This is a genomic window from Pseudomonas sp. Z18(2022) (assembly GCF_036346535.1).
Classification (GTDB): domain Bacteria; phylum Pseudomonadota; class Gammaproteobacteria; order Pseudomonadales; family Pseudomonadaceae; genus Aquipseudomonas; species Aquipseudomonas yamanorum_A.
On record NZ_JAOTOA010000004.1, the window covers coordinates 404763 to 430092 of the forward strand.

At 61.6% G+C, this 25330-nt stretch carries 28 protein-coding genes; 15 read left to right on the forward strand and 13 right to left on the reverse strand.

The annotated features are described in order from the left end of the window. The first annotated feature begins 54 nt into the window (after window positions 1-54). From V3W39_RS12765 to V3W39_RS12775, 3 genes are all read left to right on the forward strand, one after another. Window positions 55-1230 carry a GAF domain-containing sensor histidine kinase gene (locus V3W39_RS12765; protein ID WP_330212714.1) on the forward strand — a complete coding sequence of 392 codons (1176 nt, stop codon included), beginning with the start codon at window positions 55-57 and terminating at the stop codon, window positions 1228-1230. Between the two features lie 100 nt (window positions 1231-1330). Further along, window positions 1331-2353, forward strand: coding sequence for a transporter (locus tag V3W39_RS12770; RefSeq protein WP_177113739.1), 1023 nt, complete (start codon window positions 1331-1333; stop codon window positions 2351-2353). 173 nt (window positions 2354-2526) lie between these two features. Then, entirely contained in the window at window positions 2527-4143 is a 1617-nt protein-coding gene (locus tag V3W39_RS12775; protein ID WP_177078638.1) for an inorganic phosphate transporter, read from the forward strand. Between the two features lie 154 nt (window positions 4144-4297). Here the strand turns inward: V3W39_RS12775 and V3W39_RS12780 are convergent, their stop codons facing one another. The 3 genes from V3W39_RS12780 to V3W39_RS12790 all read right to left on the reverse strand — a co-directional run bounded on the left by V3W39_RS12780 (window position 4298) and on the right by V3W39_RS12790 (window position 6982). Then, a complete protein-coding gene (locus tag V3W39_RS12780) occupies window positions 4298-5272 on the reverse strand; it encodes a biotin-dependent carboxyltransferase family protein (protein WP_177113741.1) in 975 nt (324 codons plus the stop codon). Continuing rightward, window positions 5269-6147: a 5-oxoprolinase subunit B family protein gene (locus tag V3W39_RS12785; RefSeq protein ID WP_010169810.1), complete on the reverse strand. Its 879-nt coding sequence runs from the start codon at window positions 6145-6147 to the stop codon at window positions 5269-5271. The genes V3W39_RS12780 and V3W39_RS12785 overlap by 4 nt, the downstream gene beginning before the upstream one ends. A 76-nt stretch (window positions 6148-6223) precedes the next feature. Next, complete coding sequence (locus V3W39_RS12790; protein ID WP_177042864.1) at window positions 6224-6982, reverse strand: 5-oxoprolinase subunit PxpA; 759 nt, start codon at window positions 6980-6982, stop codon at window positions 6224-6226. Window positions 6983-7088: 106 nt separating this feature from the next. Between V3W39_RS12790 and V3W39_RS12795 the strand changes: the two genes are divergently transcribed. Then, complete coding sequence (locus tag V3W39_RS12795; protein ID WP_177042863.1) at window positions 7089-8006, forward strand: LysR family transcriptional regulator; 918 nt, start codon at window positions 7089-7091, stop codon at window positions 8004-8006. Here V3W39_RS12795 and V3W39_RS12800 read toward each other — a convergent pair. Then, window positions 7927-8898 carry a LysR family transcriptional regulator gene (locus tag V3W39_RS12800; protein ID WP_177042862.1) on the reverse strand — a complete coding sequence of 324 codons (972 nt, stop codon included), beginning with the start codon at window positions 8896-8898 and terminating at the stop codon, window positions 7927-7929. The two genes, V3W39_RS12795 and V3W39_RS12800, sit on opposite strands and share 80 nt — an antisense overlap. A gap of 112 nt (window positions 8899-9010) precedes the next feature. On the opposite strand from V3W39_RS12800, the gene V3W39_RS12805 reads away from it, so the two are divergent. Together V3W39_RS12805 and V3W39_RS12810 are read left to right on the forward strand one after the other, a co-directional pair. Beyond that, window positions 9011-9769, forward strand: a complete 759-nt coding sequence (locus V3W39_RS12805; protein WP_330212715.1) for an SDR family NAD(P)-dependent oxidoreductase — start codon at window positions 9011-9013, stop codon at window positions 9767-9769. Window positions 9770-9826: 57 nt separating this feature from the next. Then, on the forward strand, window positions 9827-10735 hold the full coding sequence (locus V3W39_RS12810) for a LysR family transcriptional regulator (protein WP_330212716.1): 909 nt from the start codon (window positions 9827-9829) through the stop codon (window positions 10733-10735). Between the two features lie 146 nt (window positions 10736-10881). Here V3W39_RS12810 and V3W39_RS12815 read toward each other — a convergent pair whose 3' ends face one another. Then, window positions 10882-11325 (reverse strand): multidrug/biocide efflux PACE transporter, encoded by a 444-nt coding sequence (locus V3W39_RS12815; RefSeq protein WP_177042859.1) that lies wholly within the window; start codon window positions 11323-11325, stop codon window positions 10882-10884. Window positions 11326-11414: 89 nt separating this feature from the next. Between V3W39_RS12815 and V3W39_RS12820 the strand changes: the two genes are divergently transcribed. Next, window positions 11415-12269 carry a LysR family transcriptional regulator gene (locus V3W39_RS12820; RefSeq protein WP_177042858.1) on the forward strand — a complete coding sequence of 285 codons (855 nt, stop codon included), beginning with the start codon at window positions 11415-11417 and terminating at the stop codon, window positions 12267-12269. 137 nt (window positions 12270-12406) lie between these two features. On the opposite strand, the gene V3W39_RS12825 is transcribed toward V3W39_RS12820, so the two are convergent. Next, entirely contained in the window at window positions 12407-13249 is an 843-nt protein-coding gene (locus V3W39_RS12825) for a LysR family transcriptional regulator (protein WP_177131121.1), read from the reverse strand. Window positions 13250-13360: 111 nt separating this feature from the next. Here V3W39_RS12825 and V3W39_RS12830 point away from each other — a divergent pair, with 111 nt between their 5' ends. Continuing rightward, window positions 13361-14086 (forward strand): SDR family oxidoreductase, encoded by a 726-nt coding sequence (locus V3W39_RS12830; protein WP_330212717.1) that lies wholly within the window; start codon window positions 13361-13363, stop codon window positions 14084-14086. Here V3W39_RS12830 and V3W39_RS12835 read toward each other — a convergent pair. From V3W39_RS12835 to V3W39_RS12850, 4 genes are read right to left on the reverse strand one after another with little or no spacing between them, the layout of a single operon-like run. Beyond that, window positions 14074-15330, reverse strand: a complete 1257-nt coding sequence (locus V3W39_RS12835; RefSeq protein ID WP_330212718.1) for an RNA polymerase sigma factor — start codon at window positions 15328-15330, stop codon at window positions 14074-14076. The two genes, V3W39_RS12830 and V3W39_RS12835, sit on opposite strands and share 13 nt — an antisense overlap. After that, window positions 15327-15809 (reverse strand): SRPBCC family protein, encoded by a 483-nt coding sequence (locus V3W39_RS12840; protein ID WP_177042854.1) that lies wholly within the window; start codon window positions 15807-15809, stop codon window positions 15327-15329. Before V3W39_RS12840 ends, V3W39_RS12835 begins: the two co-directional genes overlap by 4 nt. Before the next feature lie 29 nt (window positions 15810-15838). Further along, window positions 15839-16183 carry a YciI family protein gene (locus V3W39_RS12845; RefSeq protein WP_177042853.1) on the reverse strand — a complete coding sequence of 115 codons (345 nt, stop codon included), beginning with the start codon at window positions 16181-16183 and terminating at the stop codon, window positions 15839-15841. 42 nt (window positions 16184-16225) lie between these two features. Beyond that, window positions 16226-16657, reverse strand: coding sequence for a YybH family protein (locus V3W39_RS12850; RefSeq protein ID WP_330212719.1), 432 nt, complete (start codon window positions 16655-16657; stop codon window positions 16226-16228). A gap of 146 nt (window positions 16658-16803) precedes the next feature. Between V3W39_RS12850 and V3W39_RS12855 the strand changes: the two genes are divergently transcribed. From V3W39_RS12855 to V3W39_RS12870, 4 genes are read left to right on the forward strand one after another with little or no spacing between them, the layout of a single operon-like run. Next, entirely contained in the window at window positions 16804-17319 is a 516-nt protein-coding gene (locus V3W39_RS12855) for a GNAT family N-acetyltransferase (protein WP_330212720.1), read from the forward strand. Between the two features lie 42 nt (window positions 17320-17361). Next, the gene (locus V3W39_RS12860) at window positions 17362-17616 is read left to right on the forward strand and encodes a helix-turn-helix domain-containing protein (protein WP_259200662.1); all 255 of its coding nucleotides are present in this window, start codon (window positions 17362-17364) and stop codon (window positions 17614-17616) included. Next, window positions 17609-18817, forward strand: coding sequence for a type II toxin-antitoxin system HipA family toxin (locus tag V3W39_RS12865; RefSeq protein WP_330212721.1), 1209 nt, complete (start codon window positions 17609-17611; stop codon window positions 18815-18817). The genes V3W39_RS12860 and V3W39_RS12865 overlap by 8 nt, the downstream gene beginning before the upstream one ends. A 33-nt stretch (window positions 18818-18850) precedes the next feature. After that, window positions 18851-19456: a pyridoxamine 5'-phosphate oxidase family protein gene (locus tag V3W39_RS12870; RefSeq protein WP_330212722.1), complete on the forward strand. Its 606-nt coding sequence runs from the start codon at window positions 18851-18853 to the stop codon at window positions 19454-19456. Between the two features lie 46 nt (window positions 19457-19502). Here the strand turns inward: V3W39_RS12870 and V3W39_RS12875 are convergent, their stop codons facing one another. Beyond that, a complete protein-coding gene (locus tag V3W39_RS12875; RefSeq protein WP_177078646.1) occupies window positions 19503-19988 on the reverse strand; it encodes a GyrI-like domain-containing protein in 486 nt (161 codons plus the stop codon). Between the two features lie 196 nt (window positions 19989-20184). On the opposite strand from V3W39_RS12875, the gene alaC reads away from it, so the two are divergent. Next, window positions 20185-21411 (forward strand): alanine transaminase, encoded by a 1227-nt coding sequence (gene alaC / locus V3W39_RS12880; protein WP_177042846.1) that lies wholly within the window; start codon window positions 20185-20187, stop codon window positions 21409-21411. A 110-nt stretch (window positions 21412-21521) separates the two neighbouring features. Here alaC and V3W39_RS12885 read toward each other — a convergent pair whose 3' ends face one another. Together V3W39_RS12885 and V3W39_RS12890 are read right to left on the reverse strand one after the other, a co-directional pair. Continuing rightward, the gene (locus V3W39_RS12885; RefSeq protein WP_177042845.1) at window positions 21522-22877 is read right to left on the reverse strand and encodes a GntP family permease; all 1356 of its coding nucleotides are present in this window, start codon (window positions 22875-22877) and stop codon (window positions 21522-21524) included. Between the two features lie 84 nt (window positions 22878-22961). Continuing rightward, on the reverse strand, window positions 22962-23495 hold the full coding sequence (locus tag V3W39_RS12890; RefSeq protein ID WP_177042844.1) for a gluconokinase: 534 nt from the start codon (window positions 23493-23495) through the stop codon (window positions 22962-22964). 212 nt (window positions 23496-23707) lie between these two features. Between V3W39_RS12890 and V3W39_RS12895 the strand changes: the two genes are divergently transcribed. Continuing rightward, the gene (locus V3W39_RS12895) at window positions 23708-24739 is read left to right on the forward strand and encodes a LacI family DNA-binding transcriptional regulator (protein ID WP_177043103.1); all 1032 of its coding nucleotides are present in this window, start codon (window positions 23708-23710) and stop codon (window positions 24737-24739) included. A gap of 341 nt (window positions 24740-25080) precedes the next feature. Further along, complete coding sequence (locus V3W39_RS12900; RefSeq protein ID WP_330212723.1) at window positions 25081-25317, forward strand: DUF6124 family protein; 237 nt, start codon at window positions 25081-25083, stop codon at window positions 25315-25317. Window positions 25318-25330: the final 13 nt, after the last annotated feature.

Sequence of the window (25330 nt, forward strand, 5' to 3'; positions counted from 1 at the left end):
CCAACCATCAGCCAAGGCACAACGCCAGCAGCATCAGGATCGAGACCGTTCGCCATGGGGCAAAAAGCCGCCGACATTGCCACCATTGGCCGAATCAGTGCTGTACCGGCAATTCTCCAGGTGGTCAGCGAAATGACCGGCCTGCGGTTTGCTGCCGTGGCACGCGTGACCGATGACACATGGACCGCCTGCGCCGTACTCGACCGCCTGGACTTCGGCTTGCCCGTGGGCGGCGAGCTGGACCTGACCACCACCCTGTGCCACGAAATTCGCGGCTCCCACGTCTCGATCGTGATCGACAAGGCCAGCGAAGACCCGCTGTACCGCGACCACCACACACCGCGCATCTACCACTTTGAAAGCTACATCTCGGTACCGGTGTTCCGCACCGACGGGCGTTTCTTCGGCACCATCTGCGCCCTGGACCCAAACCCGGCACAACTGCGCAGCAGCACCATCCAGTCCACCATGGAGTCGTTCGCCCGGGTGCTGTCGCTGCAAATCGAAGCCGAGGAAAGCCTGCAACAAACCGAGGCCGACTTGCAGCAGGAGCGCGAAACCGCCGAACTGCGGGAACAGTTCATCGCCGTGCTTGGCCACGACCTGCGCAACCCGCTGTTCGCGATCAACGTCGGTGCCGAGCGCCTGTTGCGCAAACACCCGGACCCGGCCACCGACGTCCTGGTACGGCACATGCTCGCCAGCGGCCGCCGGGCCTCGCAGTTGGTGGAAGATGTACTGGACTTTGCCCGTGGGCGCATGGGCAGCGGCATCCCGGTGAACATCGGTGAATGCTCCGGGCTGGAAGACACCTTGCAGCACGTGGTGGACGAGGTGCAGCACGTGCACCCGACACGGCTGATCCACGCCCGCATCGGCAACCTCGACGGTGTACGCGGCGACCGCGAACGGCTGGCGCAATTGCTCTCCAACCTGGTGGCCAATGCCATCAGCCACGGCAACCCCGAAGGGCCGGTGGAAGTCAGCGCCCAGGTCAACGCCGGCACCTTCGAACTGACGGTGAAAAACCGTGGGCTGATCAGTGACCAGGCCATGCCACTGCTGTTCCAACCCTACTCCCGACCGACCGGCGCCCTGCCCCAGGCCGGGTTGGGCCTGGGGTTGTACATCGTCAAACAGATTGCCGATGCCCATGGCGGGCGCCTGGAAGTGTCGTCCCACGAGCAGGACGGCACGGTATTCAGCTTCAGTTTGTCGACGGGCCACTGACGCCTGCCTCAAACTGTCACAAAACCGTCAAATCCAGTTGCCATGATGCACGCAAGTGAACCTGTGAAATTTCCTACAGGCACTTTCCCTGCGAGCCTCCATGAACCACAGCATCGACCACGGCCACCAGGACTCTGACCTGTTTGGCTTGCTTTACGGTTTTCGTTTTCGCCCCGGTGAAAAGGGCGAGCAGATTGACTCAGCCACCGCCCTGGCGGCCTTGCAGCAACCCGGTGACCCCGAAGAATTCCTCTGGCTGCATTTGAACCTGGCCCACGCCGCCTGCGAGCGCTGGATGCAGGCGCACCTGGAACTGCCGGCCGAGTTCTTCGAAGCCTTGCACGAAGGCTCGCGCTCCACCCGTATCGAACACGTGGACTCGGCCTTGCTGGCGGTGGTCAACGACGTGGTGTTCAACTTCAGCAGCATGGTGTCTTCCGACATCTCCACCTTGTGGGTCTGCGCCCGCAGCCGGCTGCTGGTCAGCGCCCGCCTGCAACCGCTGCACTCGGTGGACAAGCTGCGCTCGTCGGTCAAGGCCGGTGAGCAGTTTCGTTCGCCTCTGGAATTGCTGGTGCATTTGCTGCGGGACCAGGGCGAGGTGCTGACGCAGATCGTGCGCAAGACCAGCCTCAGCGTCGACCAGATCGAAGATCAGTTGCTGTCGTCGCGGCTGTCCACCAACCGTGCCGAACTGGGCGCCGCGCGCCGGGTGCTGGTGCGCCTGCAACGGCTGCTGGCACTGGAGCCCGGCTCGTTGCTGCGGCTGCTCAACCGCCCACCGCAATGGTTGCAGAAGGAAGACGTTAAGGAATTGCGCAAATCCACCGAGGAATTTGCGCTGATCATCAACGACCTGACGGCGCTTGGGGAGCGGATCAAACTGCTGCAGGAAGAGATCGCCGCCAACCTCAACGAGCAAAGCAACCGCACACTGTTTACCCTGACGGTGGTCACGGTGCTGGCGCTGCCGATCAATATCATCGCCGGTTTTTTTGGCATGAACGTGGGTGGCGTGCCGCTTTCTACGGACCCCGAGGGCTTCTGGATTCTGGTGGCGCTGGTGGCCACGTTCACGTTGATTGCCGGGCGCTGGGCGTTTCGCAAGCGCGGGGATTACTAGAGCTGAAATGCAATCAAATGTGGGAGCTGGCTTGCCTGCTCCCACATTTGATATGCGGTGTTTTGTGGACCGGCGGCCATCCCAATTCCTTAAACACTGATTTACCGCAGCATCTCTGTAACATTTTGCAATGATCATGACGGATATCCTTCCTCAACACTGGATGCTCCGGCATGGCCACCCCTTCCCTGACCGCCTCCACCTCCTCCGCCACCACCGACCCCAAACCGCGCCTGGACAAGAAACCCGGCCTTGTGACGGTGATCATTTTCTTCGCCGTACTCGCCATGGGCCTGCTGTTCACCGCCTACAGCCTGATGCACGACATGCACGAACTGGGCACCGTGGTCACCACCTGGACCCCGTTCCTGCTGCTGGGTGTGGCGCTGTTGATCGCCCTGGGTTTCGAGTTCGTCAACGGCTTCCACGACACCGCCAACGCCGTGGCCACGGTGATCTACACCAACTCGCTGCCGCCGCATTTCGCGGTGGTGTGGTCGGGCTTTTTCAACTTCCTCGGGGTGCTGCTGTCCAGCGGCGCGGTGGCGTTCGGCATCATCGCGCTGCTGCCGGTGGAGTTGATTTTGCAGGTCGGCTCCTCCGCCGGTTTTGCGATGATCTTCGCGCTGTTGATCGCCGCAATCCTGTGGAACCTCGGCACCTGGTGGCTGGGTTTGCCGGCGTCGTCGTCCCACACCCTGATCGGTTCGATCATCGGCGTCGGCGTGGCCAACGCACTGATGCACGGGCGTGACGGCACCAGCGGCGTCGACTGGGGCCAGGCGATCAAGATTGGTTATGCACTGCTGCTGTCGCCGCTGATCGGCTTCGCCTTCGCCGCCCTGCTGTTGCTGGCGTTGCGGGCCTTCGTGAAAAACCGTGCACTGTACAAGGCGCCAAAAGGCGACACCCCGCCGCCTTGGTGGATTCGTGGCATGTTGATCGCCACCTGCACCGGTGTGTCGTTCGCCCACGGTTCCAACGACGGGCAGAAAGGCATGGGCCTGATCATGTTGATCCTGGTGGGCACCCTGCCGATGGCCTACGCGCTGAACCGCACCATGCCGGCCGGTGAGTCCTTGCAGTTCGCCGCCGTGGCTGAAGTCACCCAGGCGGCCCTGGTGAAAAGCGCCCCGCAACTGGCACCGGCCGATTCCCGTGCCACCTTGTCGACCTATGTGCGCACCAAGGAAGCCACGCCGGAACTGGTGCCCGCCCTCGCCGCCATCACCGGGCATATCGGCGAAGAAGTGAAGAGCTACGGCTCCCTCGCTGCCGTACCGGTGGAGGCCGTTGGCAACGTGCGTAACGACATGTACCTGACCAGCGAAACCATTCGCCTGATGGACAAGGGCAAGGTCGGTAACTTTGACGCCGACACCCAGAACAAGCTGCAACTGTTCAAGCAACAGATTGACAGCGCCACGCGGTTTATCCCGTTGTGGGTCAAGATCGCCGTGGCCATCGCCCTCGGCCTTGGGACCATGGTCGGCTGGAAACGCATCGTGGTGACGGTGGGCGAGAAGATCGGCAAGACCCACCTGACCTACGCCCAGGGCGCATCGGCGGAGATGGTGGCGATGCTGACCATCGGCGCGGCGGACATGTATGGCTTGCCGGTGTCCACCACCCATGTGCTGTCGTCGGGCGTGGCCGGGACCATGGTGGCGAACGGGGCGGGTTTGCAGATGAAGACCATCCGCAATTTGCTGATGGCCTGGGTGCTGACGTTGCCGGCGGCGATTTTGCTGTCGGGTAGCTTGTACTGGTTGTTTACCAAGCTGTTCTGACACAACCCGATGAAAATGTGGGAGCTGGCTTGTGTGGGAGCCGGGCTTGCCCGCGATGCAGGCGCCGCGGTGTATCAGTTACACCAAGGTGATGCTATCGCAGGCAAGCCAGCTCCCACACAAGCCAGTTCTCACAGTGGGTTCGGCGGTGTTTTCAGCTATTGAACAACCCGCCCATCAGCTTCAGCCGCTTCTTGTACACCCGCCGCGCCTCCAGCGCTTGCTCCAGCGTCACCGCCACAAACCCCGCTCGCTGGTTCGGCTGCATCTGCCCGATCAGGTCCAGATCGGCACTGATCACCGTGCCAATCATCGCGTAGCCGCCACCCGACACCGCGTCCCGATGCAGCACGATCGGCTCCAGCCCGGCCGGCACCTGGATCGAGCCGATGGGGTAGCAACTGTCGACGATGTTCGACGGATCCGAGCCAGCCCCAAACGGCTGCTCCCGTGGCTGAAAACTCAAGGCACTGCCGCCCTTGAATCGATAGCCGATGCGGTCCGCTTCCGAACCGACTGTCCAGGGCTCGGCAAAGAAACTGGTTTTTGCTCCGGGCGTCAGTCGCTCGTAATACAACCCCGGCACCACCCGTAGCGTCACGTCGCCGCCCACCGATTGGCGCAACGCCATGGGCAAGCTATTGCCCGCCCGGCCTTTGCCGCTGGCCTCGCCCACAGGCAGCTCATCACCCTCCACCAACCGCCGGCCCTGAAAACCGCCCAAGGCGCCAAGGGTGTAAGTAGAGCGGCTGCCCAACACCAGCGGCACATCAATGCCACCGGCCACCGCCAGGTAAGTCCGCGCACCGGCCTTGGGAAATTCGAAGCGCAACACTTGCCCGGCACGCACTTGAAACGCGGTGTCCTGATGCACCACTACCCCGTCCAGGCGCGGCGACATCAAGGCGCCGCACAACGCCACCAGGGCGTCCTGCTGAAACTCCAGCTCAGGCCCGATCAACGTGCATTCCAGCCCGGCGGCGCCGGCCGGGTTGCCCACCAGGTGGTTGGCCGCGCTCAACGCGTATTGGTCCAGCGCGCCGGACGGCGGGATGCCCAGGTGGTAATAACCTTCACGGCCAAGGTCCTGCACCGAGGTGGCGAGGCCGGGTTTGAGTACCTTGATCATGCCAGCGCCTCCTGCAGGGTTTTCGGATAACCGATGGGGTCGGCGAGAAAAGCATCGAGGGAAAATTCCACCGGGCGGATGCGCAGGTCGAAACGCCCCGCGTCCACTTCTGCCACGGCCAGGTCATAGGCGTCGCGGTCCATGGGTTTGAATTGCACGATGTCGCCCGGGCGGAAGAACACCATGTGTTCCTTGAGGTACGCCAACTGCTGCTGAGGGTCGTAGATCGGTGCCGGGGTGACGCCGAACATCTGGTAACCGCCGGCGCCGCGTACCGAGTAGATACAGCCGAAGCAACCACCGTGGCCGAGGGTCAGTTTTGGCGTGTCGGTGCGCGGGCGCAGGTACTTGGGCACCTGCAACTGCCGCTCGCGCTCCACCATCTGGAACATGAACGGCAGGCCCGCCACAAACCCCACCATCGAGACAAACCACGGCGCGCCACTGTGGGCCGCAATAAACGCCTCCACATCCGCCAGGCCGTTGATCCGCGCTGCGTACTCCAGGTCGGTACCGGTGGGGTCTTGATGACGGTCGCGAAAGCGCATCAAGGTTTCATGGGTCCAGGGGTCGTTGTACAGCACCGGGATTTCGATGATGCGGGTGTGCAAGGTGCGTTCGGCCACGGCCAGAGCTTCGGCGCTTTGCACCGCGTCGAGCAGCACATGGGGCGCGATGCGGTCCGGGTCGAAGCGGATCTGGAACGAGGCATTCGCCAGGCACACGTCCAGCACACCGTCCAGGGCCAGGCGTTCCACCGCGCGGGTGACGGCCATGCCCTTGAAGAAAGCCTCCAGGGACATGCTCTCGCTGACCTCGGCAAACAGGTGTTCATCACCGCCAAAGCTGTAGCGGATCGGGGAAGATTCGGCCATGTCTGTTCCTCTTGGAATCATTGTAGAAAGGCAGGCAAAAAATCAGTCAGACCCGGTGTCTCGGCACCGGTGTCGGTCAGCGAGGTGTGTGCACTTCAATCCCCGCCTGGTCCAGCGCTTCACGGGTGGCTTCCACCAATTCAAGGGCGCCGGGGGTGTCGCTGTGCAGGCAGATGGAATCGAATTCGATAAACAGGTCCTCGCCTTCGACGGTACGCACCAGCCCGGTCTGACACGCCCGCAGCACCCGCGCCGCCACCGTCGCAGGGTCCAGCGCCCGCACATTGCGGGTAAACACGATGGAGCCCGACAGATCGTACTCACGGTCGGCGTAAAACTCCCGCACCACCGGCTGGCCCAGTTCCTTGGCGATCCGCCAGATCACCGAATTGGGCATGCAATACAGCAACAACGTGGGCTCCAGCCGTTGCAGGTTTTCCACCAGCAAGCGCGCCGCTTCTTCGTCCCGGGCCAAGTGCATGTAGAGCGCGCCGTGGGGCTTGATGTGTTGCAGCGTCAGGCCCTGGGCCCGGGCGATTTCCCGCAGGGCACCCAGCTGATAGAGCATGTCGTCCACCAGTTCCTGGGCCGGGGCATTGATGTGGCGACGGCCAAAACCCACCAGGTCACGAAAGCCCGGGTGTGCACCAATCGCCACGCCCAACTGCTTGGCGCGCTCGACGGTACGACGCATGGTGCCCGGGTCGCCGGCGTGGAAGCCGGTGGCGATATTGGCCGAGCTGATGTAGGCCATCAGTTCACTGTCGACGCCGTCGCCGATGGTCCAGGGGCCGAAGCCTTCGCCCATGTCTGAGTTGAAATCCACTGCCTGCATCGGGGTCGCTCCGTTGAAGTTCATGCCATGGAAATTAGGCTGCGGCTTGACCCCTTGGGAAGATCTATTATCAGATGGGTCATCTTCTGAAAATCAGATACCCGACATGTCCCTGACCCTGCGCCAAATCCGTTACTTCGTCGCCACCGCCGAAATCGGCCAGATCTCCCAGGCGGCGATTCACCTGAACATCTCCCAATCGGCGGTGACCACCGCGATCAAGGAGCTGGAAGCGATGCTCGGCGCGCAGTTGTTTGTGCGCTCGGCCCAAGGCATGAGCCTGACCGACGCCGGGCGACATTTTCTGAACCGCGCCTATGTGATTGTGCGCAGCGTCGACGATGCCCTGAACAGCCCGTTGCCCGACTACCGCGCCAGCGGCGTACTGCGGGTGGCGGCCAGCTACACCGTGCTCGGCTACTTCCTGCCGCACCACTTGCAGCGCATGGAACACTGGCACCCGGACGTGACCATCGAGGTGTTCGAACAGGAACGCCAGGCCATCGAACACGGCCTGCTCAACGGCCAGTTCGACATGGCCGTGGTGCTCACCGCCAACCTCACTCACCCGGATATCGTCTCGGAAATCCTCTTCAACTCCGAGCGCCGCCTGTGGCTGCCCAGCCATCACCCGTTGTGCGAACGCCCGGCCGTCAGCCTCGCGGACGTGGCCCGGGAGCCGTACATTTTCCTCACTGTCGATGAAGCCGAACAAAGCGCCATGCGCTATTGGGAACAGGCCGGGCAAACGCCCAGGGTGCGGCTGCGCACCAGTTCGGTGGAGGCGGTGCGCAGCATGGTCGCCAACGGCAGCGGCGTGGCGATTTTGTCGGACCTGGTGCATCGCCCCTGGTCACTGGAAGGCAAGCGCATCGAAACCGTGAGCGTGACGGACAAGGTCACGCCCATGAGCGTCGGCCTGGCCTGGCACCGCGAGCGTGACTTCACCCCGGCGATGCAGGCGTTTCGGGATTACTTCCACGATGCGTTCCTGGCGCCGCAGCAGTTGTCTGCCCGGCGTTAAGCGCGGCCTGCAAGGTGGCGGCCAGCCAGTCCATGAACACTCGCACCCGCAGCGGCAAATGCCGTTGGCCCGCGTACAGCAGGGACACGTCCAGTGCCGGCGCCGGATAGTCCGGCAGTACCGCCACCAACTCGCCGCTGGCCAGTTGATCGTGAATGCCCAGGGCCGGCACCTGGGTCAGGCCAAAGCCACCGATGCACGCCGCCCGGTAAGCGTCGGTGCTGTTGACCGTGACGCGCCCGGCCATGGGAAGCCGGTGCACCTTGTTGCCTTGCACGTATTCAAACCCTGGCGAACGTGAGCCCAGCGGCCGTACGTAATGCACCAGTTGATGGTGAGCCAAATCAGCGAGCGTCTTGGGTACCCCATGGCGCTTCAGGTACGCAGCACTGGCGCAGTTGATCATCGGCATGCTGCACAACAACCGGGCTACCACCGACTGGTCCGGCTGTGCACCCACGCGCAATACGCAGTCGAAGCCCTCCGCCAGCAGATCAACCTGGCGGTCGGTGCTGCTGATTTCCAGCTCGATCAGCGGGTGCAGGTCCATGAATTCCGGTAGGCGCGGCAGGATCAGTTCGCGGGCCATGACGTTGGGCATGTCCACCCGGATTCGCCCCGCCAACTGCGCCTCATCCTGGCGAAACAAGCCTTCCAGCTCTTCCATATGGGACAGCAAATCCTTGCTGCGCTCGTACAGCACGCGGCCATCCTGGGTCGCCTGGACCTTGCGCGTGGTGCGCTGCAACAGGCGCGCCCCCAGCAGTTCTTCCAGCGCCTGTACATGCTCCGACACCGTCGAGCGCGGCAGGCCCAGGCTCTCGCCCGCCTGGGTGAAGCTCGACAGTTCGGTGACGCGCACGAAGGTGCGCAGCAGCTCAAGTTTGTTCATGGGATTGTTCGCCTTATCCGGCCAGTGATTCCGGTATAGCGCTGTTTATCACGTTATGGGCGGACAAATACACTCAGTCCCACGAACACTCACACGCTCCGAGGACTCAACCATGACCCGTAAAATCGCACTCATTACCGGCGCCAGCCGCGGCCTGGGCAAAAGCGCTGCGCTGCACCTGGCGGCACAAGGCGTCGACATCATCGGCACCTACCACAGCGCGGCGGACGAAGCCCAGGCGGTGGTCGCCCAAGTCGAGGCACTGGGCGGCAAGGCCGCGATGCTGCAACTGGATGTCAGCCAGAGCTCGACCTTCGATGCCTTCACCACCCAGGTCGGTTCGGTGTTGCAGGAAGTGTTCGCCCAGGCGCACTTCAACTTCCTGATCAACAACGCCGGGATCGGCGCCCACGCCAGCTTCGCCGAAACCACCGAAGCGCAGTTCGACCAACTGGTAGCGATCCACTTCAAGGGCCCGTTTTTCCTGACCCAGAAACTGCTGCCGCTGATCAGCGACGGTGGCCGCATCATCAACATCTCCAGTGGCCTGGCGCGCTTCAGCCTGCCGGGATACTCGGCCTACGCTTCGATGAAAGGCGCGGTGGAAGTGCTGACCCGCTACCAGGCCAAGGAATTGGGCGCCCGTGGCATCACCGTCAACACCCTGGCTCCCGGCGCCATTGCCACCGACTTCAGCGGCGGCGCGGTGCGCGACAACCCGGACGTGAACGCCATGGTTGCCAACAACACTGCCCTGGGTCGCGCAGGCTTGCCGGATGACATTGGCGGGGCGATCTCCACCCTGCTGGCCGATGGCAGCAACTGGATCACCGGGCAGCGGGTCGAGGCGTCGGGCGGGATGTTTCTGTAACGGGCTCGGATTCTCCGCTAGCATCAATGCTTTCGGATACCTGACAGGCAATCACCCATGAGTTTTGATCCAGGACTGGCCGGTGGCATGGGCGTACTGGCCGCCGTGGTCGACAGCGGCAGCTTTGCCCGCGCCGCCGACAGCCTGGAGATGACGCCTTCGGGGGTCAGCCGGGCGATTTCGCGGTTGGAAAAACGCCTGGGGATTCGCCTGTTCGACCGTACCACCCGCTCGGTGCAATTGACCGACGAGGGCCGGCGTTTCTACCAGCAAATCGCCCCGCTGCTGGCCGGCCTGGAAGAGGCCGCCAGCTCCGCGGCCGACAGCGCCCTGACCGTGCGCGGACGGCTACGGGTCAATATCGACCCGTACTTTTCGCGGCTGGTGCTGGGGCCGGTGCTCGGTGAATTCATGAGTCAATACCCGCAGCTGCAGCTGGACCTGCACACCCGGGATCAACTCGGGGACCTGGTGGCGGATGGCTTTGACCTGGCGATTCGTTTTGGCATTCCGCAATCCTCCTCATTGATCGCCCGCCAGCTGATGGAAGTGCGGGTGCTGACCCTGGCCTCGCCGGCCTATCTCGAGCGCCATGGCCGCCCTTCACACCCGCTGGACCTGGAAGACGGCCAGCACGTATGCATCGACTTTCGCGACTCCCAGACCGGCCGACCGTTTGGCTGGGAATTCCACCGGCCCGGGGAACAGATCAACGTCGCCACCAACGGGCGGCTGGTGGTCAACGATGCCGGGACCTTGTACAGCGTGTGCGAACATGGGCATGCAGTGGCGCAGATGCTCGACCTCGGGCTTATGCCTGCGCTCGAATCCGGCGCGTTGGTGGAGCTGTTTCCCGACTGGCCCGACGAGCGCTTCCCGTTGTATGCCTTCTACCCGTCGCGGCATTTGCCGGCGGCCAAGGTGCGGGCGTTCCTCGATTTTGTCAGCGCGTTAAAACTCACCTGACTTCCCCCCCGTAGCAGCTGTCGAGCCTTCGCGAGGCTGCGTAGGCCGCACCGCCGATCCCGATGGCTGGCTCAGAACCGAGTCGCTCCCGACGCAGCCTCGCCCAGGCTCGACAGCTGCTACGCAAGTTGTTTACCCGGGTTTGTTTAGGCGAGTTGTTTCGTCTCGCGTTTCTGCATGATCCGCTCCCGCACCGCGTCATACGCCCAGTGATACACATAGGTGTACGGCAGGAAAAACAGCAGCACGCCAATGTCGAGGATAAACGCCTGCATCAGGCTGATGTTCAGCCACCAGGCAATCAAGGGTACGCAGATCGCCACCAGGCCGCCTTCAAACATCAACGCATGCAGCACGCGGGTCCATACCCCGCCGGACAGTTGCAGGCGCGCCTTGAGACGGTCGAACAGGCCGTTGAAAATCACGTTCCAGGCCAGCGCCATAAGGCTGATGGCCAAGGTCACCATGCCCATCTCCAGGGCCGGTTTATCCATAATCCACGCCAGCAGCGGCGTACAGATCAACAAGGCCAGGCCTTCAAAACCAATGGCCTGCCAAACGCGTTCAGTAATCGACTTGGTGGGTGTCATGCCCCGTTCTCCGTGAGTGACGATGGTTGCCATCATTACCCCTTGAGCCGATACTTCATAACCAATAACCATCGATCAAGGCGATAGTCATGGCCTCCCATGAAGTGCTTCAGGCGTTTGTCCAGGCGGCGACCCAGGGTTCGTTTTCAGCGGCGGCGCGCAAATTGGGCAAGAGCCAGTCCACCGTCAGCGCGGCGGTGGCCAGCCTGGAGATTGACCTGGACGTGGTGCTGTTTGATCGCAGCAGCCGCAAGCCGACACTGACCCCGGCCGGGCACGTGCTGCTGCAACGCGCCGAGCAGGTGCTGGAGGCCAGCAGCCGCCTGGAGTTGGCGGCCAGCCAGTTGTCCCAGGGGTTGGAGCCCAAGCTGAGTATCGCCATGTCCGATACCTATCAGTCGGACCGCTTCGAAACCGCCCTCAGCGCGTTCGAGCAGCGCTACCCGGACCTGGAACTGGAATGCCTGATCGCCGAATGCGAAGACTTGATCGCCCTGGTACAAAGCGGCCGGGCGCAGATTGCGTTTATCGAGATGCAGGAAGTCTACCCGCCGGATCTCACCAGCACCGCCGTGGAAGAGCGTACGGAAATTGCGCTGTTTGTCTCACCCAAACATCCACTGGCGAACCTTGCGGACATCGACCAGCAGACCCTGGAAAAACACCGCGAACTGCGCCTGGCGAGCATCATCAACCCGAATGAAACCCGTGGGCTGGGCCGTGTGTGGTCGGCGCCGAGTTACCTGATGCTGATGGAAATGGCGCAACTGGGCTTTGGCTGGGCACCGCTGCCACGCTGGTTGGTGGAGCGGTTTGGCGGCGGCCACCTGTGTGAAATCAAGGCCCGGGGCTGGCCAAGGTCGGTGGCGGTGGATGCGTTGTGGTCACGCCAGCACCCGCCGGGCCCGGCGGGCAGTTGGTTGCTGGGCAAGATGCTGGAATAACGCCGGACCACCCTGTTCGGAACAATGAAGATCCAATGTGGGAGCTGGCTTGCCTGCGATAGCGGTGTGTCAGTCACCACCGCTATCGCAGGCAAGCCAGCTCCCACATTGGATTTGCGGTGCATTCAAAGGCGTTGTCAGGCCGCTGCAATCTGCGGCGGGCGGTTGTTCTGGAAATATTCATGCAGCGCCCGCAACGCCGGCAACTCCAGAGCCTGGGCGGCAAAACACAACCCCACCCGGCGCGTCGGGGCCGGCAGGTGCCAGGGGCGAATCACTACCCCGGCCCGTTCCGCCGCCAGCGACTGCGGCAACATTGCCACGCCCACACCGGCCGCCACCATGTGCAGCGCCTGGGTCAACGAACCCGCATGCCCGGCCACCGCCTGGGGCGAGCGACCATACAACGCCATCAGGCGCTGGTGGGAATCATGCTGCGGGCAGGTGATCCAGTCTTCAATCGGCGCCCACGCCTGGTCTTTTCCACCCGCCGCCATCGGGTGCGCAACCGGCAGTGCCATGACGTAGGACTCTTCCCAAAGCGGCAGGAACAATTCGTCCTCGCAGCACATTTCCTCCACCGCCAGGCGCCCTTCGCCTTCGCAGCCTTCCTGCAAGGTCAACAGCAAACCGGGCAGGCCCTGGTGCGCCATGCGCAGGAAGGTTTCGATCTGGCTGTCGGCAATGTCGCCTTCCACCCCCAATTCCAGGGCGATGCGATTTTCGCGCCCGCGAAACAGCCGGCTCAATGCATCGGCCTCGGCCACCATGCGCCGCGCCTGCGGGTATAGCACCCGCGCTTCATCACTCACCTCAACCCCGCGGGGCTGGCGCAGAAACAGCGCCACGCCCAACTCTTCTTCCAGTTGCTTGATGGTCACCGACAACGTCGGCTGGCTGATGAACAGGCGCTGGGCGGCGGCGGTGATATTGCGCTCTTCGAACACCGCAAGAAACGCCTTGAGATGACGCACATCCATAGTTAATACCGATGACAGACAGAGGAATAAGGCATTTTTCAGCCAACCAAGGGCTAAATATACTGCGGCCCACGTTCAGTTATTTGTTTTTCTTATTTCAGGAGTTCCACCATGAGCAAGCCATTGATCATCATCACCGGCGCCAGTTCGGGCATTGGCGAAGCCACCGCGCGCTTGCTGTCGGCCGCCGGCCACCCGCTGTTGCTGCTGGCCCGTCGCATCGACCGGCTGAATGCCCTGGAGCTGCCGAACACCTTGAGTCGTGGCGTCGACATCACCGACCGCGCCGCGCTGGTGGCGGCGGTGAAAGAAGCTGAAGCCCAGTACGGCCCGGCCGATGCGCTGATCAACAATGCCGGCGTGATGCTGCTGGGCGCCGTCAGCGAACAGGACCCAGCACAGTGGGACCAGATGCTCGACGTCAACGTGAAAGGCCTGCTGAACGGCATTCATGCGGTGGCCGCCAGCATGGTCGAGCGCAAGGGCGGCACCATCATCAACGTCAGCTCGGTGGCCGGGCGCAAGACCTTCCCCAACCACGTTGCGTATGTGGGCACCAAGTTTGCGGTGCATGGGATTTCGGAAAACCTGCGGGAAGAATTGTCGCCGCACAATGTGCGCGTGATCACCATTGCCCCGGGCGCGGTGGAAACCGAACTGCTGAGCCACACCACTGATAAAGCGATCAAGACCGGCTACCAGGCTTGGAAACAGGACATGGGCGGCACCGTGCTGAGCGCGGATGATGTGGCCTCGGCGATTGCCTATGCCTACCAGCAACCGCAGCATGTGTGCATTCGCGAGATCGTGTTGGCGGCGACGCGTCAGCAGCCATAAGAAGCCAAGCCAGACGACACAAATCCACTGTAGGAGCTGGCCAAACGCCGCTCGATGAAGCGCTGTTCGGGCGCTTGCCGGGTCAATGCCAGCGCCCGCTCAAAGGCCAGTCGCGCCTCGTCCACCCGCCCCAACCGCCGACAGAATTCACCCCGCGCCGAGTACGCCAGGTGATAGTCCACCAACTCCCCCCGCGCCAGAATCCCGTCCACCAACTGCAATCCCGCCTGCACCCCATCGCGCATCGCGACGGCCACCGCGCGATTCAGCTCGATCACCGGCGACGGCACCGCCCGTAACAACACGTCGTAAAGCCCGACAATCTGCGGCCAATCGGTCTCAGCAGCGCTCACGGCTTCAGCATGCACCGCCGCAATCGCCGCCTGCAGGCTGTAGGGCCCGAAACGCCGAGAGGTCAGGGATTTTTCCACCAGGGAACATCCTTCAGCGATCAACGAAGCGTCCCACAGCGAACGGTCCTGCTCATCCAACAGCACCAGCTCACCGCCGGCCGAGGTGCGCGCCGGGCGCCGGGATTCGTGGAGCAGCATCAACGCCAGCAAGCCCATCACTTCCGGCTCCGGCAATAACTCCATCAGCAAGCGGCCCAGGCGAATCGCTTCGCGGGTCAGGTCTTCACGGGTCAAATCAGCGCCCATGGACGCCGAATACCCTTCGTTGAACACCAGGTAAATCACCCGCAGCACGCTGTCCAGGCGCTCGGGCAACTCCGCCAGGGCGGGCACTTGATAGGGGATTTTCGCTTCACGGATCTTGCCCTTGGCCCGCACGATGCGCTGGGCGATGGTGGCCGGCGTGGCGAGAAACGCCCGGGCGATTTCTTCGGTGGTGAGGTCGCAGATCTCACGTAAGGTCAGCGCAGCCTGGGCGTCCGCCGCCAGTGCCGGGTGGCAACAGGTGAAGATCAGGCGCAGGCGGTCGTCTTCCACGTCTTCAACGCTCCAGTCGGCGGCTTCCAGCGCATCGGCCTGCGCCTGCAACAACGGGGTAAAACGCGCCTGGCGACGTAAACGGTCAATCGCCTTGAAGCGCCCGGTGGAGACCAGCCAGGCCCGGGGATTGTCGGGCACGCCGTCCTGCTCCCAGCGTTCGACCGCGACGAAGAACGCCTCGTGCAAGGCTTCTTCGGCGAGGTCGAAATCGCCAAGCAGGCGAATCAGGGTCGCCAGGATGCGCCGCGATTCGCTGCGATAAACCGCTTCTACCCGGGCTTGAACCGTCAATCGCGCAGGCCTTCGGTCACCAGCGTCACCAGGCGGTCCAGGCTCTGGCCCCAGCCTTCGTGAAAGCCCATGGCTTCGTGGGCCTGCTTGGTTTCGGCGCTCCAGTGCATGGCGCGGGCGGTGTAGAGGGTCTTGCCGTCGACGTCTTCAAAGGTCACTTCGGCGGTCATGAACGGCTGGCCCGAAGGGATCCAGCCAGGCGTGAAGGCGTCGGTAAACACCAGCCGACTGGGTGCGGTAATTTCGAGAAACACACCTTGCGTCGGGTACTCGCTGCCGTCGGGCGCGCGCATCAGCGTACGAAACTGCCCACCCACCCATAAGTCCATTTCGCACTCGGGCGTGGTCATGCCGTGCGGGCCCCACCATTGCTGCAACAACGCAGGCTCGGTCCAGGCGCGGAACACACGGCTGCGAGGGGCATCGATCAAGCGGCTGATAGACAGTTCAAATTCGGCGGGTCTGGGTTGATTGCTCATGGGAAACCTCCTGAGTTTTATTGTTGTGATCAGAGATTCAATTCGCGCACGGGGCGTACTTCCACACTGCCGACCCGGGCAGCCGGTATGCCGCCGGCCACCTGGATCGCTTCATTCAAGTCACGGGCTTCGATCAGGTAAAACCCGGCGAGCTGCTCCTTGGTTTCGGCAAACGGCCCGTCGGTGATCGACAGCTTGCCGTTGCGCATGCGCACGGTGGTGGCGGTCGTCACCGACTCCAGCGGCTCGGCGGCGAGCATGCGCCCGCTGGCCATCACGGACTCGGCATAGGCAAAACATTCCGGGTCCTTGGGGCTGTCTGGCGAATCGTGCAGCACCTGTTCGTTGCTATAGATCAGGCAGAGGTATTTCATGGGATTCTCCGTTTTCGGACACTCAACTATAGTCCCCGGCGTTCAGGGTTCCAGCTCGAACAAGGTGGTGCCGGTGTGCATATCGAACGGCGCCGACCAGTGTTCATGCACCACCTGCCATTGGCCGTTGATGCGCTGGTAGCCGGCGGTCACCCGCATCCAGCACGCTTTCACCACCCCGTCCGGCCCGGCGCCGCCGCAACGGGCCAGCCAGAAGGCAAACGCACTCTCGGCGGCCGGCACGATATGCAGTTCATGAAACTCGAAAATACCGGGGCCGGGGCACACCTTCATGCACGCCTCCCAATGGGCCCGGTAGGCGGCCTTGCCTTTGAATTGCAGGGCGCCAACGGCGTCGAACGAGACGACATCATCGGCGTAAAAGCTGACAATACGCTCGATATCCTTGGCCATCACGGCTTGCTGCCATTGTTCGATCAAACGGCTGATATCGGTTTTAACCTGGGCGTTCATGGCGATACTCCTTGCGGGAAAAATCACTGAAGACACCCTTGGTCGAATGCGATACCGGCCAATCGACAGTCCCGCAAAAAATAATTGCGACTACCGCAAACCCGCTAGAATCCGCGCTTCTTTGTAGGATTTCGGATGCTACGCCGATGGAAACCCGCCTCGTCGCCTATGAGACGTTGACTGCTCTGCAACAACAGCAACTCAACGCCCTGGAAGTGCATCCCGAACAACTGGCGTTTTCCGGCGATATCTACTGTGCGCTGAACACCCTGCTGGTCAATCCGAGCCCCGGTGTGGCGGGCTTTGCGCTCCTCGCCGACGAGACTCCCGTGGCCTTCCTGCTGCTCAAACGCCCGCCGTGCCTGCCCCACTGGGCCGATGAACACAGCGCCACCCTTCACGCCCTGCAAGTCGACCGCCATCAACAAGGCCTGGGATTCGGCAAAGCCTGCCTGCAAGCCCTGCCCGCCGCCGCGCGCCTGGTCTGGCCGCAGATCAAGGCGCTGGAGCTGTCGGTGGACACGGACAATGTGGCGGCGATGGGGTTGTATCTGCAGCAGGGCTGGGTGGACAGCGGGGAGGCGTATAAGGGGCGCATTGGGTATGAGCGCCGGTTGGCGTGGGTGTTTGGACTCAAGAATCTTGACAACGTCAAAATGTAACGTATACATAACTTATCAATGCATATGTAATGGTTACGAGACATGGACCCTTCTGTCATCATCAAAAGAATCGGCAGCCAATTGCGCACGATGCGGCTCAATCGAGGCTATAAACAAGCGGAATTGGCCCGTTTAGCGGGCGTCACTCGGCAAAAACTGATTGAAATCGAGCAGGGCAGCCCGACGGTCTCCATGCACGCCTACGCTCGCGTGATTGCCGCCTTGGGCAGTGAAGTAAAGCTGGTACCTGCCGCCATGCCGACACTGGAAGAAGTGGAGGACTTGTTTAATGAATAGCCCGAAGCTTCAAGTTCATACCCCTCAGGGTGCCAGCGGCAGCGTATTCACCAGTGCTGGCGACTATCTTTTCCGCTACGGCGATAACGCGCCGCCTCATAGCGCACTCAGCCTGGTAATGCCCGTTCGCGCGGATGAATACCGCCGACGAGAGTTGCACCCGATCTTCCAGATGAACCTGCCAGAAGGCTTCGTGCTGGAACAGCTTCGCAATCGCCTCGCCAAGACAGTCAGGGTAGACCCTATGCTACTGCTGGCATTGTCCGGTAGCAGTGCGCCTATCGGCCGGGTCTTCGTTTCCTCGGACCAAGTCAATGAGTTGATTCAGCGCAACGGCGCTCCGTCGACGGGAGAAAACCTCGACGAAATTCTCGCCTGGGACGGGGCGGAAGATCTTTTTGCCGACTTGGTGGACCGATACATCCTGCGAGCAGGGATTTCTGGCGTGCAGCCCAAGGTACTGGTGCCCGAAAAGCCACAAACATCGGAGCAGAAATTCACCTCGAAAACTAATGATCTGATTATCAAAAGCGGACGCGACGAGTTTCCGGGATTGGCCATTAACGAATACTTGTGCATGTCCATTGCCAGAGACGCAGGCATACCCGTGCCGCCGTTCTACCTGTCGCAGAATCATAAGCTCTTCATCATGCGGCGCTTTGATCGGGATGAGCACCTCAACCCTCTGGGCTTTGAAGACATGACCACCCTGATGGGCCTGTCTGCCGAGCAGAAATACAGCAAGAGTTACAACATGATTGCCAAGGCCGTGCGTCTTTACTGTGCGATAGAGCATGAACGCAGCTCTCTCGACCAGCTGTTCGACAGCGTGGCCTTGAGCTGCATCGTGGGCAACGGCGACGCCCACCTGAAGAATTTCGGCCTGCTGTATAGCAACCCAATCAACAGCGATGCCAGGCTTGCACCGGCTTACGACATCGCAAATACCACCGCCTACATCCCCGAGGATGCGCTCGCCTTGGACCTTGCCGGCAACAAGTCATTTTTTGCCTCACGCCTGGGCATCCTTGAGTTCGCCAGAACCTGTGAGGTGGAAAAACCCGAGGAGCGAATTCGGGCACTGCTCCAAACTCTTGAAGTTGTTCTCAAGCGCGAAGACGATTATTGCCGCCAGGCCCCTAACGTTGTGCAGGCCATACGACAATCAGCGCAAGGCTATCACCGCAGCTTCGGTGGCTGAACACATCCCCTGACCGATCGATAAGGAGTCCCAATGCTGACCACGCTGGAACAACTCGAATCCCTCTACGGCCTCCCCCACGAGCGGGCCGTGCGCAAGGAAATCCCGTTTCTCAACGAGGATTACCAGGCCATGGTCCGCGCCTCTCCCCTGATGGTGGTCAGTTCGTCCGGCCCGGACGGCATTGATGGCTCGCCCCGTGGCGATGTGCCTGGGTTTGTACGAATCATCGATGAGCGCACGTTGGCCATTCCGGATCGGCCGGGGAATAACCGCCTCGACACCTTGCGTAACCTGGTGGTGGACCCGCGTATTGCGTTGCTGTTCATCATCCCGGGAATTGGCGAGACCTTGCGGGTCAACGGTCGCGCGCAGATTTCCATCGAGCCCGAGTTACTGGAGAGCTTTGCGGTGAATGGCAAAGCGGCCCGCTCGGTGATTCTGGTGCAGGTGGAGGCGGCGTATTTCCATTGCTCCAAAGCGTTTGTGCGCTCCGATTGCTGGAACCCGGAAAAGCATCTGGATCGCTCGGCGCTGCCCAGCGCCGGGGCGTTTCACAAGCGCTTGAATGACGGGGCATTTGACGCCGAAGCCTATGACCGGGAAATGCCGGAGCGGGTCAAGGCCACGCTGTATTGAGGAGCTGTTGCAGGAGCGAACGTGCTCGCTCCTGCCAGCAGTGGGATCAGGCGGACTCGGCTTCGATCGGAATCCAGATTTCCACCGACCCCGTGCCCTTATCCACATCGAAGTCGGCGCTGTAACGCTCAAAATCAGCCCCGACCACCTTGTACCCTGAACCCGGCAGCCACTCGAACATGATGCGTTCGTAGGTCTGCGCCAGCGCCTGCACCGGGCCGTAGTGCGGGAACACGGCATAGCGATGGGCGGGTATTTCAATCGACTGGAAGTTGCTCGGCACATCGCCCTTGGTCGGGACTTCAACGCCGGCCAGGTAGTCGAATTCATCGTGCCTGGCGTTGTAGCACACGCCGTAAGTCACGCCGCCCACGCGCTTCTTGATCTCTCTGAAGCAGCTGTCAAACAACTCCCATAACTTGGGAATATCGCCAATCGTGGCTTTCGAGTAACGCCCTTGCACACCCGCGATCACCAGGGCCTTGCCCTCTTCCATGCGCGGCTGTAACGGCAGTTTTGTCTGTTGATCCATCTGAACAGTCTCCTTCTTATGAGGGAACAAACCCGCGTCGAGTATAGGGGCATATCCCGGCCGTACTCCAAGCAGAAATTTTTACAGCAGCATCTGGACAATTGGCCATCATCGACCGTATTGTCTGCCCCGCAGGCCACCGCAGTGGCCGACGTCGCTCGGACGGTTCCGGGCGCTTACGTATTTCGAGGCAACAATGGCCGAACCAAGTTCGCCGCGCCGCTTTGCGCGCATAGATCGACTCCCCCCTTACGTTTTCAATATCACTGCCGAGCTGAAGATGGCTGCGCGTCGGCGCGGCGAAGACATCATCGACTTGAGCATGGGTAACCCGGACGGCGCCACTCCACCGCACATCGTGGAAAAAATGGTCACCGTCGCCCAGCGTGAAGACACCCACGGTTACTCCACTTCCAAAGGCATCCCGCGGCTGCGCCGGGCGATTTCCCGCTGGTACAAAGACCGCTACGAAGTGGACATCGACCCGGAAACCGAAGCCATCGTGACCATCGGTTCCAAGGAAGGCCTGGCGCACTTGATGCTAGCCACCCTGGACCAGGGCGACACGGTGCTGGTGCCCAACCCCAGCTACCCGATTCACATCTACGGTGCCGTGATTGCCGGTGCCCAGGTGCGTTCGGTGCCGCTGATTCCCGGCGTGGATTTCTTCGCTGAACTGGAACGCGCTATCCGTGGCTCGATTCCCAAGCCGAAGATGATGATCCTCGGTTTCCCGTCCAACCCCACCGCGCAGTGCGTGGAGCTGGACTTCTTCGAACGGGTGATCGCCCTGGCCAAGCAGTACGACGTGCTGGTGGTGCATGACCTGGCCTACGCCGACATCGTCTACGACGGCTGGAAAGCCCCCTCGATCATGCAAGTGCCGGGCGCCAAGGACATTGCGGTGGAGTTTTTCACCCTGTCCAAGAGCTACAACATGGCCGGCTGGCGCATTGGTTTCATGGTGGGCAACCCGGAACTGGTCAACGCCCTCGCGCGGATCAAGAGTTACCACGACTACGGCACCTTCACCCCGCTGCAAGTGGCGGCGATTGCCGCGCTGGAAGGCGATCAGCAGTGCGTGAAAGACATTGCCGAGCAGTACCGCCAGCGGCGTAACGTACTGGTCAAAGGCCTGCATGAGCTGGGCTGGATGGTCGAGAACCCGAAGGCGTCGATGTACGTCTGGGCGAAGATTCCCGAGGCGTATGCCGCGATGGGGTCGCTGGAGTTTGCCAAGAAGTTGCTGCTTGAGGCGAAGGTGTGTGTGTCGCCGGGGATTGGCTTTGGTGAATATGGCGACGACCATGTGCGATTTGCGCTGATCGAAAACCAGGACCGGATTCGCCAGGCAGTGCGGGGCATCCGGGCGATGTTCCGGGCGGATGGGCTGGTTAAAAAGCTGACGCCTGACCCAATCTAACGGTAGAAACCCAATCTATGTAGGAGCTGGCTTGCCTGCGATAGCGGTGTTGAATTCACCATCGCCATCGCAGGCAAGCCAGCTCCCACATTTGTTTTGCGGTGTGCCTGTTAGACCACCAACGACAGCAACATGATAAAGCCCAACGCCACCACCGACAGGATGGTCTCCATCGCCGTCCAGGTCTTGAACGTCTCGGCCACGGTCATGTTGAAGTACTGCTTCACCAGCCAGAACCCCGCATCGTTGACGTGAGACAGCACCAACGAGCCCGCCCCCGTCGCCAATACGAGCAACTCGCGGTTCACGCCAGGAATCATCCCCACCACCGGCACCACAATGCCGGCGCCGGTAATGGTCGCCACGGTCGCGGAGCCAGTGGCCACACGAATCACCGCCGCCACCAGCCAGGCCAGCAGGATCGGGTTGATCTGCGCGGTCACCGCCATATGGCCGATCACATCACCCACGCCGCTGGTCACCAGCATCTGCTTGAAACCACCACCGGCACCGATGATCAGGATGATCGCCGCAGTCGGCGCCAGGCTGGCGTCGAGCAGCTTGAGGATTTGCTTGGAACCGATGCCCTGGCGATGGCCAAAGGTGTACAGCGACAGCAGCAAGGCCAGCAGCAAGGCGGTGATCGGGTGACCGATCATGTCCATCCAGTTGCGGATCACGTGGCCGTCCGGCAGGGCGACGTCGGCAAAGGTTTTCAGCAGCATCAGGAACACCGGCAGCAGCACGGTGATCAGGGTGATGCTGAAGCTCGGCAGGGTCTTGGACTCCGGCTGCTCACTGGCCAGTTGGTCCACCAGCTCCTGGGACGGGTTGCCCGGGATGTACTTGGCGATAAACGAACCGTAGAGCGGGCCAGCGATGATGGCTGTAGGCAGCGCGACAATCAGGCCGTAGAGAATGGTCTTGCCGATGTCGGCACCGAACACGCCGATCGCCAGCAACGGGCCCGGGTGCGGTGGCACCAGGCCGTGCACCGCCGACAGGCCGGCCAGCAGCGGGATGCCGATCTTGATCAGCGACACGCCGGTGCGGCGCGCCACGATAAACACCAGCGGGATCAGCAGTACGAAACCAATCTCGAAGAACAGCGGAATGCCCACCAGGAACGCGGCGAACATCATGGCCCACTGCACCTTCTCCTTGCCGAAGGCCCGCACCAGGGTTTGGGCGATCTGATCGGCACCGCCGGAATCGGCCATCATCTTGCCGAGCATCGTACCCAGCGCGAGGATAATCCCGACAAAGCCGAGCACCCCGCCAAAGCCGTCCTGGAAGGCCTTGATGATCTTGTCCACGGGCATGCCCGAGGTCAGGCCGAGGAAGCCAGCGGCGATGATCAGCGCCAGGAACGGGTGGACTTTGAACCGGGTGATCAACACGATCAGGCCGATAATGGTGACCACTGCATCGAGTAGCAGGTAGGTATCGTGGGACAAGCCAAACATGGGGGTCTCTCCTGTTTGTTGTTGTTATTAAAGCGGGTAAACAATTCAGTGCAGGCGGACAGCGCTATCTTGTCCGGCAAAAAATTATTGGGTTGGTTCAAAGCCGTGTTCGAGCCACCAGGCATTGGTTTGCTCGGCCAACTCTTCGACGCTGTCTACGCTGGCGTTGAGGGCCAGGGTCAATGGCTCGCCCACCGGCGATTCAAGGGTGGCGAACTGGCTGTCGATCAGGCTTGCCGGCATGAAATGGCCGGGGCGATGGGACACACGGTCGGCGGCGACTTCGCGGGTCAGCTCCAGAAACACAAACCCCAGGCCCGGCGCGGCTTCGCGCAGGTGGTCGCGGTATTTCTTCTTCAGGGCCGAACAGGTGAGCACCGGATGCTCGCCGGCTTTGAGCGAGCGGCGCAGTTCATCGCACAGGATGTCGAGCCAGCCGGCGCGGTCGTCGTCGTTAAGGGGATGGCCGGCACTCATCTTCTCGATGTTCGCGGCGGGGTGAAAGCTGTCGCCTTCGATGGCAGTGGCGCCGTTCAGCAGGCACAACGCCTCGCTGACGCTGGACTTGCCACAGCCGGAAACACCCATGATCACGAGGGCAGTAACAGGTTGACTCATGAAACACCTCAAGACGCAGATAGCGCTACCTTTGCACGCTGTAAGGCTAGTGCAAAAACAGGCTTTTCCCGCGCCGTCTTGTCATTTTTATGGAGTGACGCGTGCATCTGCTCCAAAGGTTTGAACGGGAACAGGCATCCCGACGTTCAAGAATTTGCAGGGTCTTGGAGACAGCGCTACCTTAGTGCCTCGATTTTTGTTTGGCAAGCCGCCTGATGACTCCCAAGAACGATAAAAATACCCGCACCACGGGCCGCCCTACCCTCAATGAAGTCGCGCGCCTGGCCGGCGTAAGCCCGATTACCGCCTCCCGGGCCTTGCGCGGCATCAGCACCGTGGCCACCGAACTGGTGGAAAAAGTGCAAAAAGCTGCCGCCGAACTGAGCTACGTGGTCAACCCGGCCGCCCGCGCCCTGGCGTCGGCCCAGAGCCAGTCGGTGGTGGTGCTCGTGCCGTCGCTGTCCAACCTGCTGTTTATCGAAACCCTGGAAGCCATCCACCAGGTGCTGCGGCCCAAGGGCTTCGAAGTGCTGATCGGCAACACCCATTATTCCCGCGATGAAGAAGAAGACCTGCTGCGCAACTACATGGCCTATCAGCCACGGGGTTTGCTGCTGACCGGGTTTGACCGTACGGAAAGTGCCCGGCGCATGGTGGAATCGAGCAATGTGCCGTGTGTGTACATGATGGATCTGGACCCGAATGCCGGCCTGAACTGCGTAGGCTTTTCGCAGTTGAACGCCGGGGAAACGGCGGCGGCGCATCTTATCTCACGGGGTCGCAAGCGCCTGGCCTACATCGGTGCGCAACTGGACCAGCGCACGTTGTTACGCGGTGAAGGCTTTCGTCGGGCGTTGCAACAGGCGGGGTTATACGACCCGGCACTGGAAGTACTGACGCCACGGCCGTCGTCGCTGGGCCTGGGCGGCGAGTTGTTCCTGCAACTGCTGGCCAGCCATCCGGACGTGGACGCGATCTTCTTTGGTAACGACGACCTGGCTCAGGGCGCGTTGCTGGAAGCGCTGCGTCATGGCATCAAGATACCGGAGCAGATCTCGGTGCTGGGCTTCAACGACCTGCCCTCTTCCTCGTTCATGGTGCCGCGTTTAAGCAGCATCAGTACGCCGCGTGAAGCTATTGGCCGGCGTGCGGCGGAGCATTTGTTGACGGTGATGGCGGGCAACAAGATCGCCCGGCCGGTGGTGGACATGGGGTTTGAGCTGAAGGTGCGCGAGAGCACCTAGGCGGTAGCTGTAGGAAGTGACTGATGTTGATGGCAGCGCCTTGTTCCATTGCCTACAGGTACGTCAGAATCCGCCGGCTTGTGCGCCTGTGTGGGGCTCTCTAAGGTTGCTCGGTCGCTGAATTTCTCAGTGATCGGGTTTAGTAGCCTGAGTACCCCCTCACAAATGTGCATGAGCTTCATCTGTCGGACTTACCTGTCTGTGCTTGATGGTGGCTGTGCGCAGGGCGCCCTCGTGGCGCGCCGGGTTTTGTGAGGGTCTACCGGTCTACTAACCTGCGTGCAGCCGCCACCCTTTCGTTTAGTAGCGATCAGGTGGTAGCCCAGTTGGAGAACTCACCTATGTACAAAGCAACTCCAAATCCCCCCGCCTTATTTACTGTCCGCACCGACGTCAGCAGCGAAAGCCTGATCGTCAACAGCTACGAGACGTTTTCCTCGGTCAGCACGTTATTGCTCGACCTGTCTGATGAACTCACCGGCAAAGACCGCGACGCGGCATTGGCCATTCACCAGTTGAGTGAGTTGGGTGTATTGCTGATGGGCAAGCTGATGGACCAGGAATCACCGCGCTGCTAAGGGCCCGGACGCG